This window comes from Ruminococcus flavefaciens ATCC 19208 (assembly GCF_000518765.1).
Lineage (GTDB): Bacteria > Bacillota > Clostridia > Oscillospirales > Ruminococcaceae > Ruminococcus > Ruminococcus flavefaciens.
The window spans coordinates 167,215-184,052 of sequence record NZ_KI912492.1 but is presented as its reverse complement, the minus strand read 5'-3'; the positions used below and the strand labels follow the sequence as shown (position 1 = coordinate 184,052).

The 16,838-nt window shown below is 36.7% G+C and carries 17 protein-coding genes and 1 tRNA gene; 8 read left to right on the top strand and 10 right to left on the bottom strand.

What is annotated here, in order from left to right; all coding sequences use genetic code 11:
* Window positions 1–26: 26 nt before the first annotated feature.
* The 3 genes from L870_RS18775 to L870_RS0114835 are packed head-to-tail and all read right to left on the bottom strand — an operon-like array spanning window position 27 to window position 3,089.
* A complete protein-coding gene (locus tag L870_RS18775) occupies window positions 27–2,390 on the bottom strand; it encodes a DNA methyltransferase (protein WP_051411604.1) in 2,364 nt (787 codons plus the stop codon).
* Between the two features lie 25 nt (window positions 2,391–2,415).
* Window positions 2,416–2,886, bottom strand: a complete 471-nt coding sequence (locus L870_RS0114840) for a hypothetical protein (RefSeq protein WP_028518808.1) — start codon at window positions 2,884–2,886, stop codon at window positions 2,416–2,418.
* Complete coding sequence (locus tag L870_RS0114835) at window positions 2,883–3,089, bottom strand: helix-turn-helix domain-containing protein (RefSeq protein ID WP_028518807.1); 207 nt, start codon at window positions 3,087–3,089, stop codon at window positions 2,883–2,885. The genes L870_RS0114840 and L870_RS0114835 overlap by 4 nt, the downstream gene beginning before the upstream one ends.
* Window positions 3,090–3,378: 289 nt before the next feature.
* Between L870_RS0114835 and L870_RS17985 the strand changes: the two genes are divergently transcribed.
* The 7 genes from L870_RS17985 (at window position 3,379) to L870_RS0114800 (ending at window position 11,810) form a co-directional block, all read left to right on the top strand.
* On the top strand, window positions 3,379–5,565 hold the full coding sequence (locus L870_RS17985) for a DUF4357 domain-containing protein (RefSeq protein ID WP_051411603.1): 2,187 nt from the start codon (window positions 3,379–3,381) through the stop codon (window positions 5,563–5,565).
* A gap of 52 nt (window positions 5,566–5,617) precedes the next feature.
* Complete coding sequence (locus L870_RS0114825) at window positions 5,618–5,845, top strand: hypothetical protein (protein ID WP_028518806.1); 228 nt, start codon at window positions 5,618–5,620, stop codon at window positions 5,843–5,845.
* 193 nt (window positions 5,846–6,038) lie between these two features.
* Complete coding sequence (locus L870_RS0114820) at window positions 6,039–7,088, top strand: hypothetical protein (RefSeq protein WP_028518805.1); 1,050 nt, start codon at window positions 6,039–6,041, stop codon at window positions 7,086–7,088.
* Window positions 7,089–7,234: 146 nt separating this feature from the next.
* Window positions 7,235–8,374, top strand: coding sequence for an acyltransferase family protein (locus L870_RS0114815; RefSeq protein ID WP_028518804.1), 1,140 nt, complete (start codon window positions 7,235–7,237; stop codon window positions 8,372–8,374).
* A gap of 128 nt (window positions 8,375–8,502) precedes the next feature.
* Complete coding sequence (locus tag L870_RS0114810; protein WP_051411602.1) at window positions 8,503–9,741, top strand: hypothetical protein; 1,239 nt, start codon at window positions 8,503–8,505, stop codon at window positions 9,739–9,741.
* Between the two features lie 216 nt (window positions 9,742–9,957).
* Entirely contained in the window at window positions 9,958–10,608 is a 651-nt protein-coding gene (locus L870_RS0114805) for a CpXC domain-containing protein (RefSeq protein WP_028518802.1), read from the top strand.
* 134 nt (window positions 10,609–10,742) lie between these two features.
* On the top strand, window positions 10,743–11,810 hold the full coding sequence (locus L870_RS0114800; RefSeq protein WP_028518801.1) for a GGDEF domain-containing protein: 1,068 nt from the start codon (window positions 10,743–10,745) through the stop codon (window positions 11,808–11,810).
* A 38-nt stretch (window positions 11,811–11,848) separates the two neighbouring features.
* Here L870_RS0114800 and L870_RS0114795 read toward each other — a convergent pair whose 3' ends face one another.
* The 5 genes from L870_RS0114795 to L870_RS0114770 form a co-directional block, all read right to left on the bottom strand.
* The gene (locus tag L870_RS0114795; RefSeq protein ID WP_028518800.1) at window positions 11,849–12,502 is read right to left on the bottom strand and encodes an ATP-binding cassette domain-containing protein; all 654 of its coding nucleotides are present in this window, start codon (window positions 12,500–12,502) and stop codon (window positions 11,849–11,851) included.
* A gap of 1 nt (window position 12,503) precedes the next feature.
* A complete protein-coding gene (locus L870_RS0114790; protein WP_028518799.1) occupies window positions 12,504–13,130 on the bottom strand; it encodes an FtsX-like permease family protein in 627 nt (208 codons plus the stop codon).
* Window positions 13,131–13,211: 81 nt separating this feature from the next.
* Window positions 13,212–13,670 (bottom strand): hypothetical protein, encoded by a 459-nt coding sequence (locus L870_RS0114785; protein ID WP_028518798.1) that lies wholly within the window; start codon window positions 13,668–13,670, stop codon window positions 13,212–13,214.
* Complete coding sequence (locus L870_RS0114780) at window positions 13,667–14,074, bottom strand: DUF4418 family protein (RefSeq protein ID WP_028518797.1); 408 nt, start codon at window positions 14,072–14,074, stop codon at window positions 13,667–13,669. The genes L870_RS0114785 and L870_RS0114780 overlap by 4 nt, the downstream gene beginning before the upstream one ends.
* Window positions 14,075–14,597: 523 nt before the next feature.
* A tRNA-Arg gene (locus L870_RS0114770) sits at window positions 14,598–14,669 on the bottom strand.
* Between the two features lie 96 nt (window positions 14,670–14,765).
* On the opposite strand from L870_RS0114770, the gene L870_RS0114765 reads away from it, so the two are divergent.
* Window positions 14,766–15,317 carry a hypothetical protein gene (locus tag L870_RS0114765; protein ID WP_028518796.1) on the top strand — a complete coding sequence of 184 codons (552 nt, stop codon included), beginning with the start codon at window positions 14,766–14,768 and terminating at the stop codon, window positions 15,315–15,317.
* On the opposite strand, the gene L870_RS0114760 is transcribed toward L870_RS0114765, so the two are convergent.
* Together L870_RS0114760 and spoIIP are read right to left on the bottom strand one after the other, a co-directional pair.
* Entirely contained in the window at window positions 15,300–15,605 is a 306-nt protein-coding gene (locus L870_RS0114760) for a hypothetical protein (RefSeq protein ID WP_028518795.1), read from the bottom strand. The two genes, L870_RS0114765 and L870_RS0114760, sit on opposite strands and share 18 nt — an antisense overlap.
* A gap of 1 nt (window position 15,606) precedes the next feature.
* Window positions 15,607–16,773, bottom strand: coding sequence for a stage II sporulation protein P (gene spoIIP, locus L870_RS18770; RefSeq protein WP_051411601.1), 1,167 nt, complete (start codon window positions 16,771–16,773; stop codon window positions 15,607–15,609).
* Window positions 16,774–16,838: the final 65 nt, after the last annotated feature.

Here is a 16,838-nt window from a genome sequence, read left to right as displayed (position 1 = left end):
GCAGATCAGATCTGCTCCGGTTTTTATTATTTTTTCTGTAGAAAAAGGAACTGATGTGCTATTGTGGCACCCTTATCTTTGATTCCGTGCTTTTCGACTTCTTGAACATCTTCGTCTGCACTATATACAACATCAAATAATGAGTCAGCTCTTAATGCTAATTCGTGAGCCATATCAATTTTATCCGTTTTTCCAAGATGAAGTATTACTTTACCATTCTTTTTTAACACCTTATGACACATTTCAAAAAAGGACTTATAGATATCAAAATCCTTCTTTTGTTTTTGATCCAGAAATATTGCATCAGCATTTTTGTAGTCATCCGGTTCCCAGCCACAGAGCCAAAGTCTCATCCAGTTCTGCATATAAAAACGGATAGAATCAGCAAAAGGCGGTGAACATATTACAGCATCAACTTGAAGTCCTTTTTCGCTTAAATCGTTGTAGTCACCAAAAATCGAACGTCCAAAACAATATTGCTCAAATTCTCCACGCTTATACGAAAGCATAAGTTTGTCTTCTATATGTTGAATAACACTTTTGTAAACAAACTCGCCTTTTGGTGCATATGGAGTAAGTGGATGAGATTGACGTGATAAAGCATATGGTCTGTTTCCGTGTAAAACGTGTAGGAGGCAAGAAAAAACCATCGCTTCAGCGGAGGACAGTTTTTTTATTCGCGGTACAAAGTAGCTTCTGGCACTCAATAGTTCACGATAAGTATCGGGATGAAAATACGAGGATAGCTTACCATTAAACCCAAAATCTGTATATTGTTCTATTTGATTGTCAATAGCTGAAGAATTCTTTGTATTTTCAATATAGTCATTAAGTTCTTTTAGTACACTCAGACAGTCGGTTTGTTCTGGCTTTTCAAGTTTTGCTTTAGACACAACATATGCTAATTCGCTAAGATCGTTTCCTATTCCGATCCTGCCTTGTAAACAAGCTTCAAGAGGAATAGTTCCAACACCACACAGCGGATCAAGTATTACATCTCCCGGTTTTGTAAACTTCGAGACCATGAAATGAGCTATTGCTGGCTTAAGTTTTCCGTGATACGAACAAAGCGAGTGCCACGAATGCCCCCAGTTCCTACCGGAAAAAGGCGGGTTGTGATATGGCATTGATTCCATAAATTGTTTTGCCGCCTTTTTGAATGCTTCTTCTTCAGTTTCTCCCTTGTATAGTCTGAACTTTAACAAACGCTGAGAAAGAACCATTCCATTCTTTGAACGCCGTTCTCTCAATACTTCTTCGGCATATAACTTAAAGCCATTTTCCTCACATATTTTTATCAGAATCTCATGTGTAGGAATATGGACACCTGCAAACTGCGAATCACCAATATCCATTATAAAATAACCGCCGTGACGAATAACTCTTGCCAATTTCTTTATAACCATTTCCATATCATTGAAGTATCCGGCGACCATTAACTGTATCCTTTTATCATAAGACACTGGTTCCAGTTCTTTTATATATGGCAATACACATTTATGCGGCGATAATACTGCTTTCCTTTTAGAGACGTTATTGATTCCAGCGATTATCCCTCTTGAATGGAATAAAGGAAGATCTTTCTCTGATTTTATAAAGCCTGAAAGTTTAAGCTCAAGTTTAGTGTTTCTAATATAATTAGTTCCGTTTAAATACGGAGGCGAAGTAATAACGCAGTCAATAAAATCATCGCCTTCTATCTCTCTTGAGTCAGCATTCAAACATTTTGTTCCTGCTGCTATACAGCACTGATCATTCTCTATATCTTCAATTGCATCCTCAACTTTGCTTATAAAATTTTGAAGAACATCGCGATCATCATCACTTTTTTCTGACTCTTTTGCAAAGCGCAAATCGCCCTGCCTAACCATTTTCGATGACCTGACAATTACAGATGCAAGCAACACAAGGGCTATCTCTTTAGTGTCATCATCCTCTATGTCCATTACAATGGATGATAACTCTTTAATGTTGTTAAGTACTTCGGCATCAAAAAACTTTTCAAATCCATCCCATTCTGGTTCATCAATTGTTAATTGAGGAGTGTACGATTCCAATCTATCAAGAAGCAGTCTTAAATATTTGCTGCCTATTCCAGAATCTCTAAGAGACTTTACTCTATTGATTTTAGCTTCGATCACTTTTTGCATGAAAGGATTAGTTTCACTATAATACGACATAATTCCATATTTTGAAGCGACCAAAGCTGTAGTTCCAGTTCCGCAAAAAGGATCGTAGATAGTATTAATGTTTTCTGCACCGACTTCTTGGATTAAGGCATCAATCAAACACGAAGAATACCCCTCTAAATAGGAGTACCAACGATGTATTGGTTCACCCTTATTTAACATAAATGTACCAGCGGCACCTTTGATTTTACTTTTTGGCATGATTGATATTCATCTCCTATAGTTCTCATTTCCATTCAACGCAAATATCGTTGCGATCTATCTTTGAAAAATCATGGGTGATCAGCTGACACTTGGGGTGTAATTCTGATTCAAGATATTTTAATAGCGGTGAATCATCTATAAAATAATACATTCTCGGAACAACAAATGACGGAAAGATCGACCTTATCTTTTGTAAGGAAATCATATTCGTATCTTGAAAGCTATTAATTTGCATAGCATATTTATGCTGAGAAAGATATTTATCTATTCTGCGGACAACCTCAGGATCATCTTTATATGTGTCTTTCCATTCAGCAATTGCTGTTTTATTGCTAAGCTCCAGCACACCGCCAATCGCCATCACAGGTTTACTAATATACAGATATGCTTTTATTGGCTCATCAGGAAATACTGATCTGTGTTCAAATATCTTTTCTCCTGTCTGAAGATGTTGATAAATGTCTGATTTGAAGCTAAGTAAAATCGTCCTCATTTTGTCTCCTCTGCAAGTGAGCTTTTCCCACTTTTAACCCATTCATCTAATTCTATTAATTTGAATCGCCATTGTTTACCGACTTTATGAGCAGGAAGGCTTGGGTGTTTTTTTATCCATTCTCTTAATGTCGCTGGTTTAATTGAAAGGTATTCTGCTGCCTCATCAACAGAAATCCACTTTTCATTGATAGCAATATTCATAGTCTTTCCTCCTTAGCACATCAACGATTATTATACCATATTTGTTGCTGCAAGTCAAGTTTTATATAGGTTTCTATATTTTTATATCGGTTTATATTGATTTATACAGATTTGTATTTGTTTGTATCAGCTTATTATTCAACAGCCGGTGATCATATAAAGAGAATTCCGTCACGGCAGCTATTTTTGCGCCGCATCAACTTGACTTATTTGTTCGATATGTGGTATAATTAAAGGTAATATACAAGCATCACGTCATTATACTTTACTATTATTAGGGGGAGTAAAAATGCAGGCGCATGAAACTGAATTAGGATTCTTGACCGCAACGATGAGTATTGAAATTCCGTATTTCCAGCGTCCTTATGTCTGGGGAGAAACAAACTGGGAAGATTTATTTGAGAATCTAATAGACAACCAACAAAGTCACTTTTTAGGCTCGATCATTCTAAAAGTGATAAAAACTGCTTCAGGTGAAGTTCCACGTTGGTCTGTTGTCGATGGACAACAACGACTTACTACGCTAACAATCCTCGTAAGAGCTTGCTATGATGTCTTTTCAAAAGGGAAATCAGAAGATGATGACGTAATGAAGGATATGACATCTGATTTGAAAGATATGCTTTTCTTTAAAAGAAAGAAAACTTCATCACAACGTGAAATCAAGATTAAACATTCTGTATTAGATCGTGATGACTACCGCAAAGTCATTGAAGGCGAATATTTCACTAAATTGGATAGCATCACATTAGATAGTGAAGCAACGAAAGACAATAAACCAACTGAAAGCGGAATATTGAAATGCTACAAGTATTTCTGCAAACGTCTACTGAATGATCCCACTAAAAGCGGTATTATATGGGATTTGCTTTTTGACGATCAACAAAAAATACTTGTTAAAATTGATCTCGAAAGTGATGATAGAGAGCAAGCAATATTCGATACGATTAATTCCGCTGGTGTAAGACTTACTTGTGCTGATACGATTAAAAACGCTCTTTTCCAGCGGGCAATGGAACTTTCTGATGATAAAGACACTGTTGAATCGTTATATAGAGATGAATGGGAAAAGACCTTTATAAAGGATAATGCCTGCGTTGACTACTGGTCATATATTCAGCAGGTTGGAAGAATGTCTCGTGATAACTTAGAAATACTGCTTCATTGTGTAGCTCTTATAAAAGAGTTTTATGATCCAGTTGTGCACACCATATCTGATCTTTCAGATTTATACAAAGAATACATTTCAAAACTATCTCAAACGGACTTGACAGGATTTATCAAAGAGATTGCTGAATATGGCGACCTATATCGCCGCTTTTTCAAAACAGAAGACAACATGACTTATTATTCATACGATAATGATATTCAGCGTTTGTTCCATATTCTTAACGTTTGTGATGTCTCGACATTGCATTCTTACGTTTTAAAGCTTTTAAAGATGTATGTTACTGACGACTCCAAATCATTGCCCAAAGAATTACTGGATGAGTTGAAAGCGGTTGAAACATTCGTCATTCGCCATACTATTTGCCGCGTATCTACTAAAAGCTTTAATAAAATTTGCGCTCTCCTTATTTCAGGTAAAACAACAATTCAGGACGAACTTAATACAAAAAGTCATGAACTGAACGACAGTGCTGTGTTCAAAGCTTTATGCTCTGTTCCAAGTAATAAAATAGCTACTTTATTACTATTCTGGATAGAACTGAAACGTAGAAACGATGACAGTAAGATGGATCATCATGAATTAAAATACAGTTTTAGTCTTGAACATATAATGCCACAATCATGGAGCGAGTATTGGGGACTTGATACTACACCCGCAATAGATTACGATACAGGAAAAATTATCGCTGATACTGATTTAGCATATGAGGCAAGACAAAATGCAGTCTATGAACTTGGAAACATGACACTGCTTAATCATCGATTAAACGCCTCGTTAAGAAATTATGGCATCAAGCAAAAAATTGAAGGTTCAGGAAAAACCAAGGGTATGAAAACGTACTCAGAATTACTTGTAGCTAAAGAAGTAATCTCTACTTGTCAAGCAAAAAACGAGTGGAATGAACAGATGATAAGGCGAAGAACTGAAGCTCTGTTTAGTGAATTCATCTCCATATGGGGGGCTGAATTTTACGGTCGAGACTTAAGCGAAGAAATTGTTCTTTACTTAGTCTCTGGAAAATGCAACGCAAGTGCAATTTATCTTGGCGAGAAGAAACTTATGGTGCTAAAAGGATCTGTTTTATCGCTAACAGAAACACCTTCTTGCGGTGCAAGTATTAGTTCACAGCGGAAAGAATTGTTCAGCTCAGGAAAAGTTGTTGATGGAGTATTTACAGAAGACGTAGTTTTTAATACACCATCTCAAGCTGCCGCTTGTATAACAGGAAATGCACGAAATGGTTGGAAAACATGGAAAGATCAAAATGGAACTACACTTGCTGATCTAACTTCCGGAAAGACTTAAGGATAACGTTTTTATTCGTTTTCAATTATTATTAATAGGAGTATTGTTCTTAATGGCAGAACAGAAAATTATAGATCGCGATACATATCGTGCAATCAAGAAAATGAGCCGTGAGGAGCTTCAAGCCTTCCTAATGCGCTACGCCGACGGACTGCTGGAGAAAGACGGCAAGTCCATTGACCTCCGGGAAGTTGAAAAAGACCTCCGTCAAATCAAGGGCATCGGCGATAAGCGCGTCGAAGAAATCATGGCAGTATTTGAAAAGCATCTGGGCGTTTGAACGCCGACCTTGGCACTATTTCAGCTATGTTTCCCCGTAGTGATAAGAGCATTGAACATATCCCCCGCTACTCGAAAGCACAGTATTTTGCAGGAAAACATCAAATCGAGTAAGTCGCGGCACGTTGAGTGCGTAGTATTGATGTCAGTAAAAAAAGTTCCTACATATAATATTACACCTCGGAGGGAAAAAAATGAAACAGCACAAAAAAGTTAAAATCATTGATGAACGTTTAAATATGGTAAATATCATTATTTACTCCATAATTTTGGGTATTCTCGTTAACTATATTTCTGATTCTGTCACTGAAGCCTTTGGTTTAAAAGCCAAAAGCCGCCTTATCTTCGGAATAATATCAATAGCAGTTTTATTAGTGATATTGCTATTACATAGTATTAAAAGATTATCGACAACCATAGATTTTAAATGCACATTCATTCATGATAAAAATAAAGACTTAGTATCCATACCCGAATATAAAATAAGCGAGGATATGAAAGAATATTTAGAAGCTTCATTCGCCGAGAATGCTGCTATAAAGAATCAGTGGAAAAATACAAAGTTCAATTTCATTGACATAAAAAACAAGCCCTGTACGATCGTAAATGAACTGATAGAATACTGTTTATTAGAATCATTCTCAACATTTATTTCAAGTTATTTCAACTTACTGGACGAAAATGAAAAAACGATCACTCTTAATCAAAAAAATATCCCCGAAATATTATTGAATAATCGTTTCTTGAAGCTATTTTCCGAAGATATGGAAAACAGAAGTGTTTTTATTAATAATTCCAATAAAGCCACTATTTCTGACACTTCCAGCGTTTGTTTACAATATGCACAAAATGGCGCAATTTACAGGCGTTTTGATCTAACGCTTCCCAAGGGATCTAAAATTTATAAAGATAAAGACGCTATCATTGTTGACACAAAGCTATTTAAAATGACAATTCAAATTATTTTTAAAGGTTTAAACAGATTTATTGATCATGATTTATTAAAATATTATGTAAAATCAGATGATCCATTTGATTTGAATTGTTTAGCATTCGGAATAAAGCTTAGTGTAAAATATAAATATTCAGCAGCATTTAAACCTTTCGACTGGAAATATTACAATTGGCTGAGTGAATATATTGAAAGATTAGAAAACTACTGTGATATAGACTCCTTTTATTCAACCATTAACTGGAAAATTGCCAAAGCATTGCTTCAGATCAAAAAATCGAGAAAAAAATGACCTGTCATAATAAACTCTTTACATATCTAAGCTGCAAACTGTTTAAGCGGGTTGAGTGCGTGGTATTGATGTCACGGACGTAAAACCTGTGGCTCTATATAAATAGCTTTTAAAGCAAATCTGTTATTATTTAGGAGTGATCTTTTTTGGCAAAAGAAAACAAAAAATTCATGGTCCTGTCTGCCATTGGCATACTTATGGTCGTGGATTCACACACATGGGGCACCTTTGATATATTCGCCAACTTTTTTCCGTTCAACTCGTTTTTCATGCCCATGTTCGTATTTACATCAGGATATTTCAACAGAGTTAACAACGAAACAAATCTCTGGAAATACACATTAAAGAAATTCAAGACTCTGCTTATCCCGTTCTGGGTAGTTTCAGCTCTTGCGATCGTCATAGAGTGGCTGATACTTTGCTATAAATCAGGTTCGGTCGAGCCATTTTTGTTTGAATACAGAGCCAAAGCCTTTCTTAATACCTTTACCAGCGGTGAAATTACCACAATTGCTCTGCCGATGTGGTTCGCACCAATGCTGTTCGCTGTACAGGTAGTTTACGCAATACTGAAAAAATTCCTTTACAAGATCTGGAACAGCAAAATTTTCCTTGTACTATTCACAGCCTGCCATATATTCACTGTATGGTATGCAAAAGGACATGAGCTTCCCGAAGCGCTTCTCCTGCCGCTGAAGGTATTATTCTTCCTTGTTTTCATCGAAATGGGTATCATTTACCGTGATGTACTGGAAGAAAAGCTCAAGAAAGTCAATCACCTTTTACTGCTGGCCGGATTACTGATGGTAAACATGATAAGAATAATGATACTGCCAAATGAATATGATCTCGCTTTTGACAGTCTCGGAACACTGGATCAGTTTACAAGCCCATATGCTGTAACTCCGCTTATTTCATCAATTGTCGGTATCCTCTTCTGGCTCGAAGTAGTTGACCTCATTGGCAAGCCCTTCTACAACAGCAAAATAGTAAATTCCATTTCTGAAAACACATTCTATATAATGAGTTTTCACATCATTTTCTTCAATCTCCTTAACTGCGTCCTTTTTACCATAAACAAATTCACAGAAGTACGCTATTTCGATGTGGAGGCTTTTCAGGAATCAAACTGGTACCGCTGGGAATATGTTCCTCAGTTCCGCTATGTATACTTCTTAGTCGGAGTGCTTGGACCTGTAGGACTTTTGAAACTGTATAACAGCTTCATCAAAAAGCCCTTTACAAAGCTGATAAGCAAAAACAGCGCTGATGTCAAAAAAGCGTAAGCTCGTCTGTCTTATTATGCTTGTAATGCTATTGACAAAAATTATGATTTAGGTTAAAATTATTATATGTTATTTAGGCGTAATGATATCAGTTTTCTTTACGCCTTTTTTATTGGAGGCAAACACAAATGAAAAACGTATCCAATACTTATAAAATAATTAAGGAATGGCTGAATAAAAATCAGGACGCCGTACTCAGGGTATTATTCATAATAGCTGTATGCATTTTCGGCACGGAACTCAGATTCAAGCTTTTCCCCAAATTGACGGACGACATTAACCTTTTCCTGACCCCATGGTATTATTATATTGAAGAGAATAACGGATTTGCAGCTGTCAGTGATGATATCGGCGACTATACGCCTATGTATTATTACTTCTTGGCGGCTCTTACTTATACCAATCTTGAGATACATATAGGAATAAAACTGATTTCTGTAATATTCGACTTCATAATGTCATTATTCGTCATGAAGATCGTCCAGTTAAAAGATCCGGCTGATTCTAATATGCCTGTAATAGCTTTCGGTGTGACCTTCTGTCTGCCTACAGTAGTGCTGAACTCAGCTGCATGGGCGCAATGTGATGTTATATACACCACATTTCTTGTGATGAGCCTGTATTATATGTTAAAAGGAAAAGACCGCCTTTCAATGATAATGCTTGGAATATCCTTCTCTTTCAAGATACAGGCAATATTCCTGACGCCTCTCATAGGCATACTCGTAATACTCAGGAAAATCCGCTGGCGCACACTGCTATGGATACCCATAATGTATATAATATCCATAATCCCTGCTGCAATAGCAGGAGGAGATTTCATGCGGCTGCTTACTGTTTATTTCAAACAGTCCGAGCAGTATCCTCAGCTGACCCTTTCTCTTGCGAATATATGGTCTTTGCTGGAGGATATTGATGATAAAAATCTCGGTGCTGCCGGTATTTATTTTGCAGGTATATGTGTATTGATCTTCATGTACTACTATATCACCAGAAAGAATATGAAAATAACCCCAAAAACAGTGATAGGTATAGCCACACTTGCTTCATTTATCGTTCCTTTTGTTCTTCCTCATATGCATGAGAGATATATGTATTTCACTGAGATAATGTTCGTGATTTTCGCTTTTTATTACAGGAAAAGAGCATGGCTGATCGCAACTACTCAGTTTTGTTCAGTGCAGTGTCTTTTAAAATATCTCTACGAACATAATCCAATAGACCTGAGGCTGCTTGCTCTTATCGAAATAATTAATGCCGCATTCGTTTTCTATACTCTTCATGATGAGATCACTTCGCCTACAGATGACAATATCATAGAAATGGACTTTGAAAAGGCTAAAAAAGCAAAAGTAAAGGTCAGCTGAACCCAAATGTCTAAGAAACAGACCTAAAGATCAATTCTGTATAAGTCCATCACCACTTGAAATAACAACTATAATATGTTATAATTAATGTGTACTTAATAAACGCTTTCAGGCGGTTATTAACGCGAACTGAGTTCGCGGAGCGTAAATTCTTTCATAAAATAGCTGTCTTGAACGACAATTATGTTTTAATAATAAATGAAAAGAGGTATATCTATGTCGAAAAGTCATATGGAAAAGATAAAATGCCCTAAGTGCAATCACGAATCGGAAATGCTTGTATGGGAAACTATGGACACAAAGACCGATCCTCAGATAAAAGCTATGATAAGAAGCGGTGAAGTATTCGCATGGCACTGTCCGCATTGCGATAACAAGTCTCTTATCTTCTACCCTACTCTCTATCATCAGGTAAGCGAGAAATACCTGCTTTGCTATGTTCCGGGTAATCCTTCATCAGCCGTTGAATTTATGAAGCATATCAACGAGGACAATGAAAGCGGCTACGATTTCAACGAAAGCTATACCAAGCGCGTTGTTTCTGATATAAATCAGCTCCGTGAAAAGCTTATCATACTCGATGAAGGCCTTGATGACCGTATCCTTGAGATAATGAAGGTGTTTGCCATAGCTGAACTTCAGAAGTCATTCCCGGATCTTAACGTTATGGAAATATACTTCAACAAGGAAGAGGACGGCTCACACAGTTTTGCTGTAAAATTCGATAATAACGAATGGGGCAGAACAAGTGTCGATAAGAAATCCTACGACATGGTAGCTGAGTCCTTCAAGATACCTCTTGCTGTAAATGACGAGTTCCTCATTGATACAGAATGGGCTGTTTCTATTGTAGAAAAAGAAATATAACTCTCTCAGTCTCTTTATCTGATTTGCACATTTTTTTTGATATTAAACGCAGATTTTTGTGAAAGCTCTTGATTTTATTTAAAAAATATGTTATAATAATTATAACATCTATTTAACATGGGGGGGAATGACATATGATCAGAGATGTTGTACAGATGAGTTATCTTATCATTGTTGCAAATCTTTCTCTCTTTCTGTTCTTAATATTTAATTCAACTGTAAGCACTAAAATAAAAAATTACTTTATGATCGGTACCGCCATTTCGCTGGTGATGCTTATATGCAACATTATTGCATACACTTATCAGGGAACAGGCGAAAATCTGACGCTTTTGAAAATAAATGCTGCCGTGAGCTATTCTATCAGCGGTCCTGTTATCATGCCATTTATATTTATTTCGGGAGTTATCGGAAAAAGAGTCAAACGTACTCTGGAGATTCTGGCTACTATAAACTGTATTGTCTGTATAATAAGCATTTTCAACGGCTGCGTTTTCCAATTTGATGAAATGGGAAATCAGACATTAAAAACATTTGCGGCTGTTCCTTTCATTTTCAGCTTTATGTACCTTTGTGTGCTGCTTTCAGCTTCGCTTATAAAGTTCAGACTTGGTCTGAGGCTGGAAAGTATTTTCCTGACAGTTCTGAGTGCAGCTATCTTTTCAGCGACACTTCTTAACACTTTCCTGCATTTCAGATACCTTATAAGCGGTATGGCTGTTCTGAGCTGTGTGTTCTATTACCTTTTCTTCACTACACAGACCCTTACCCGCGATGCTATGACAAACGCACTTAACAGACACTGCTTCTACAGAGATATATTAACTATGAAGAAGCACCAGATGTTCGTTATATCTATTGACTTGAACGGTCTTAAACAGATAAACGATAATCTTGGTCATGACGAAGGCGATAAAGCTATTCTTGCAGTCTCTGAAAGTACATTCGAGATAATCCCTTCAAGATGCAGATTCTACAGAATGGGCGGAGATGAGTTTGAAATACTTTTCCCGTCAGCTTCACGTTCTGATACCGAAATAATGATGCAGAAGATAAAAGAAGCCGTCCACAGCAGAGGCTACAGTATAGCAATGGGTTGCGGAGAATACAAGAAAGGCATGGATCTCGACGAGCTTATAAAAGAGATAGATGCTATGATGTATGAAGATAAAGCAAGAATGAAAGCCTTACAAGGGCTATAAAAAACGATCCTGTGTTAATCCACAGGATCGTTCTTTTTTTATTTCCAGAATTCATATTGGCTGCTTGCAATATAAGCAGGTGTTTCAATATTTTTTCCTTTAGTATCAATTGCTCTGTAAAATTCAGGCTTTTGCATATACTCATTTATCAATCCTTTAACATATTCAACCGACATATCATCAAGATTGTTTGTAGGTTCATCCATAACAATAACTTCTTCACCTTTTATAAACGCCCTTGCAATCTCTACACGTCTCTTTTCTCCGCCAGAGATCTTTTTTGTCGTAACATTCATCAGGTGCTTGATATTAAGTGTTTCTAAAATTCTTTCAGTTTTTTCGTGTTCAGACTCAAATTTTTTTAAAGGATCAGAAAATAAAGAAGCAATGCAAACATTCTCCATGACACTAAGACTGTCGATCAAACTGTAACTCTGTGGTACATAACCGAATTTTTTCTTCAAAGAAGCACGTTTATTATCGGCTATACTATATATGTCAACATCGTCATAGCTGATAACTCCTGTTGAAGGTTTCTTAAAACCTAAAACGGAATTTATCAACGTACTTTTTCCTGCTCCCGAACTGCCGATTATAACATATACCTCAGATGGTGCAAAACAAATATTTACTTTTTCAAGAATGCATTCTCTGTTTTTATAATCAATAGAAACATTTTCACATTTTATCATATTAATTCTTTTCCTTATTGCTGATCTTAAATGTCAGATATGCTGAATAAACATTTGCAACAACAGATATTACAACAGAAACGCCCATTCCTATTATCGCAGTAATCAGTATCCTGCCTGACACAATAATTGGAAGCCCCAAAGCCGTTTCGATCGTGCTTCTGAATATAACGAGCAGCAAAACACCAATTATTTCGCCTATCAAAGCTGAGAAAAGGGTTAAAATAACTCCTTCTGAAATTATAAGTATTGCCTTGTTACGATTAGATACACCAATAATATCCAAAGCCTCTATACTGCTCTTTCTTGTCTCAACTGATAATGTGAAAATAGCGAATAATGCAATGCATGATATTATTTCAAGAATGATAACAAAGAATACAGCCAATCCCGAAAAGATGCTGACTTTGGAAGAGATGTCACTAAATATCTCATTTGTCTTGTAAACAGCAACATCTTTATCTTTTACAATGGAAGATATCTCATTATAAGCTGAATCTAATGCTACATCGTCTTTTACATTGATCAGTATCATTGAACAGTTAGTATTATTGTTTTCTATTCTAAGAAAATTGAGTACGCTTTCACCAACTTTTTCTTTTACAAAGATACAATCATCATACCCCATGCCGGTAGGTGCTAATTTTCCTGCTACTCTGAAAATACAATCAAAAAATTTAGCCTTATCACCTATCTCATACTGGATATTTTAACCGATTATTATATCTCTTCTGTCATTTTCAGGAACATATTCTTCAATAAGTGAATTCACTAAAGTATCAGAAGTATCATCATACACAATAAACTGAACTTCCGATTCACAGCATGAACTGCTTAAAGATGATAAAAACAATTGCTTCGTCACATTTTTTATGCAATCCTTTTTCAACAGTTCATCATAAAAATCAGCTTCAAAAAGCAATGTGCTCGGATACCCCATAAACAACATATCCTGAAGATCCGAATCATACTCTTGTGATACAATAATAATATCGGCACCAAGCTTATCAGTAACGTTATTTATACTTTTTGAAAAACTATAAGAACAAATATTAGCCATTATTGAAATACAATTCACAAATGCAATTATGGTCAGAATTGTAACATATGTAATATTGCTGTGCAAAATGTCCTTTACAAGAAGTTTAAGCAAATATAGCTTTTTCACTTGCTTTCTTCCTCTTTATTCTTATTGACTAATAAAAAAATAACAGATACAATAATTCCAAATGATGCAGCTAAATATATCATTGGGAACGATACTGTATGACAACGCATCGAATTCATCTTACAGCCACCTACAATAAAAGCGGGAACAAGTACAGACATAATAAAAATCATTGCATTATTAAGAGCAATAGCTGTCTGAAAGCTTTTCTTTTTCGATAATAAAAGCATAGCGGAATTAAGTATTGTTATGATACCTAATGCACTAACGATCTTTGCAGAGACACTGCACATCATTACATGATCGGACGCAGGACACCCTTTAAAGAAAGTAAATGTACCAAACGTCAGAAAAAGACCGCTTACTAACATTAATGCTGCAAATAATAGATTTTTCTTATTCATTTTTTCTCCAATCATATAAAGTAATTTGCTGCGAAAAAACTGTAATGGATATTAATTTTTTCACTTTTTAAGTTGATGAATTTTAAAATATTTATATCACATTATACATATTATGTCAATATCTCTTTTTCTGATTAATAAGGTTTGCTTTTTCACTCAGACCTACAAAGTCCCGATTCTTTCAATTTCTTATTGATATCACACGGACGTTTCAAGCCTTCCCTTCCTGTTGTTCTGTACGTTCATTTTATTTGTGAGTTCTTCGAGGTTGCCCATGTATATATTTTACCCTCTGCCGCTATTTCCTGCAATTGACTCTCCTTGTTTTCACCTTTTTCTCTTCGGGTCATATTTTCACACTCCAAATTATTACAGTGTGTAAAGCCTTAAAAATGTCAATTTTCACAAAATTATGTATTACCTATTTATTACCTAAAACAAAAAGAGCGAATAACTGACAGCAATAAACACATATCAGATGATCGCTCTTTCGGCTTTATGGCTGTATTCAGCCATTTCGGTATACGCCTGACTGGGATCGAACCAGCGCACATGGCGTCGGAGGCCAATGCTCTATCCACTGAGCTACAGGCGCACAAATAGTAAATGTACTTTATTATTATATCAAAAACTCTTGAAATTTGCAAGCATTTATGCTATAATTATAAAAAATAAATTAGGAGGGAACGTTTTGGGGGACTATATTTATCTTATAGTTGCGCAGACAGGTACGCGACCCGCACGATTCTTCAAATTTTTCACAAAAAAGCCTTATAATCATGTTTCTCTGTCAGGTGATGTTGATCTTTCCGAAATGTACAGCTTCTGCCGCACATATCGGCCATTTCCGCTCCCCGCTACCTTCAACAAGGAAGTTGTGGGAAAGGGTACTCTCGGTCAATATCATAACATTCCATGTGAAATATACCGTATAAAGGTCTCTCACGAACAAAAGGAAGCCTTTAATATAATCATAAATCACTTTGAGGAACACCGTAAGGTTTATTCATACAACCTGCTCGGACTTCTTGCAGTTTACTTCAATATAGAATGGAAACGTGAAAGGAGCTTTGTCTGTTCGCAGTTTGTTGCTTATACAATGGATAAGATAGGCATTCCGCTGGAAAAAGCATTTTGTCTCTATAAGCCTGATGATTTCAGGACTTTTCCTGGGGCTGACCTTATCTATACAGGGGAATTAAATTCGTTCTATGAGACTATGCAGTCAAACCTTTATACATAAATAAATAATATATGCTGCCGCTTTCAGTTCATCAGGTGAAGCAAGATATGCCGCACAGTAGGTCTTGCTGTCAGGAGCTATTCCCGAAAGGCTGAATTCACCGCAATGGTCAAGTATCTCAACAGAGGCTTTGTCTTGAGTTACTGCCATTCCGACAGGTATCATCTTTTCCTCACTCATCTGATTATGAGAGTTAGCATATGAATTTATAAACATCCACAAACCGCCGCTCAGAAGCAGATAAAGAAATACTGCTGTGAGGGTGGTAATTTTTTTATTTTTTCGCATATTATCTCCTTTTCATAGAATTAAGAAGCTGTCCGAGAGAATTGCCGAACAGTTGTCCCGCGTACTGCGACTGCTGAAGCGTATTGCCGTGTGATCCTACTTCAATGAGCAGACTGCCGTTTGTAAGATCCTGATTATAGTGCCTGTAATCAAATAGTATTGGACGTGTAAGTCCTGCATGATCTGTTTCAAGCTTCTGCTGCAAAGCACAGGCAAAGTGAAAATTTTCCATATAATTCGACATTCCCAGTGTGCCGTCATCACAGCCTGATATTATCATTATCTGTGACGCTTCCCTGCCGTCTATCTCCACAAAGGGCTGATATGCCACTCCCTCGGCAGATATAGCATCCCTGTGTATATCAAGGACTACCTTTATGCTGGGATACTTTTCAAGTATGGGCATTATAGTCTCACGGCTTCTGCCGTATGAGCCGTTATACGACGGATAATCGTGAACAGCCGTTGCGTGTATAACTCCTATTCCCTGTGCTTCAAGCTCAGCCTGTATGGCATCGCCGACCATTACAACATTTTTGGTATTATCGGTAGTACGATAATTGAAGGAGCTGTCATAGTGCTCGCGGACATAGGGTTCATAGCTTTCGGTGGTGTGTGTATGATATATAAGAACAAGAGGCTCGTCTTTATCTGATACTGTAAAATTAGGCAGAAAACTGCTCTCCTTCTTTAATGTCTCATTAGGAATATCAGTCTTGTTATTGACCTGTCCGCCTTTTTCAAGGTCAAAAAACGCATTTCCGCTGTATCTGTCATAGGAAAGGCGAACAATATCTCCATCAGTATTCCACGTTGTCGGATAAGGCTTTTCACCTGCACTGTCGGCTTTCATGTCGAGAGGATCGGGAAGTCTCACAAGCTCCCCTGATCTGTCACTTTCATCTTCAATACCGTAGCCCTCCGACAGTATCTTGCTGCCATAAAGAAGTTCATCCTGCTTTTTTATTTTGCTTATGCTTTCAGAAGTTATCTCGATATGCTTAGCTGATGAACTACCTGTACTGTCAAGCGTATAGGCTCTTGCATCGGAAAAGGCTGCCCTTAGCTCAGATACTCCGTGCACGCCCGAGGCTATAACTGCAGGCATCATAACAACTGTGATGCACTTGATGATTCCTTTGATTTTTCTGCGTTTATGGCGTGTCATATACTCACCTCACAATTAATTCCTTTGAAATAAGTATATTCTCACCACCATGAGGATATGATAGC

What these genes read in the sequence shown, in the direction of transcription:
- L870_RS18775 (WP_051411604.1), bottom strand. Translation starts at nt 2,390, where the DNA reads ATGCCAAAAAGTAAAATCAAAGGTGCCGCTGGTACATTTATGTTAAAT.
- L870_RS0114840 (WP_028518808.1), bottom strand. Translation starts at nt 2,886, where the DNA reads ATGAGGACGATTTTACTTAGCTTCAAATCAGACATTTATCAACATCTT.
- L870_RS0114835 (WP_028518807.1), bottom strand. Translation starts at nt 3,089, where the DNA reads ATGAATATTGCTATCAATGAAAAGTGGATTTCTGTTGATGAGGCAGCA.
- L870_RS17985 (WP_051411603.1), top strand. Translation starts at nt 3,379, where the DNA reads ATGCAGGCGCATGAAACTGAATTAGGATTCTTGACCGCAACGATGAGT.
- L870_RS0114825 (WP_028518806.1), top strand. Translation starts at nt 5,618, where the DNA reads ATGGCAGAACAGAAAATTATAGATCGCGATACATATCGTGCAATCAAG.
- L870_RS0114820 (WP_028518805.1), top strand. Translation starts at nt 6,039, where the DNA reads ATGAAACAGCACAAAAAAGTTAAAATCATTGATGAACGTTTAAATATG.
- L870_RS0114810 (WP_051411602.1), top strand. Translation starts at nt 8,503, where the DNA reads ATGAAAAACGTATCCAATACTTATAAAATAATTAAGGAATGGCTGAAT.
- L870_RS0114805 (WP_028518802.1), top strand. Translation starts at nt 9,958, where the DNA reads ATGTCGAAAAGTCATATGGAAAAGATAAAATGCCCTAAGTGCAATCAC.
- L870_RS0114800 (WP_028518801.1), top strand. Translation starts at nt 10,743, where the DNA reads ATGATCAGAGATGTTGTACAGATGAGTTATCTTATCATTGTTGCAAAT.
- L870_RS0114795 (WP_028518800.1), bottom strand. Translation starts at nt 12,502, where the DNA reads ATGATAAAATGTGAAAATGTTTCTATTGATTATAAAAACAGAGAATGC.
- L870_RS0114790 (WP_028518799.1), bottom strand. Translation starts at nt 13,130, where the DNA reads ATGGGGTATGATGATTGTATCTTTGTAAAAGAAAAAGTTGGTGAAAGC.
- L870_RS0114780 (WP_028518797.1), bottom strand. Translation starts at nt 14,074, where the DNA reads ATGAATAAGAAAAATCTATTATTTGCAGCATTAATGTTAGTAAGCGGT.
- L870_RS0114760 (WP_028518795.1), bottom strand. Translation starts at nt 15,605, where the DNA reads ATGCGAAAAAATAAAAAAATTACCACCCTCACAGCAGTATTTCTTTAT.
- spoIIP (WP_051411601.1), bottom strand. Translation starts at nt 16,773, where the DNA reads ATGACACGCCATAAACGCAGAAAAATCAAAGGAATCATCAAGTGCATC.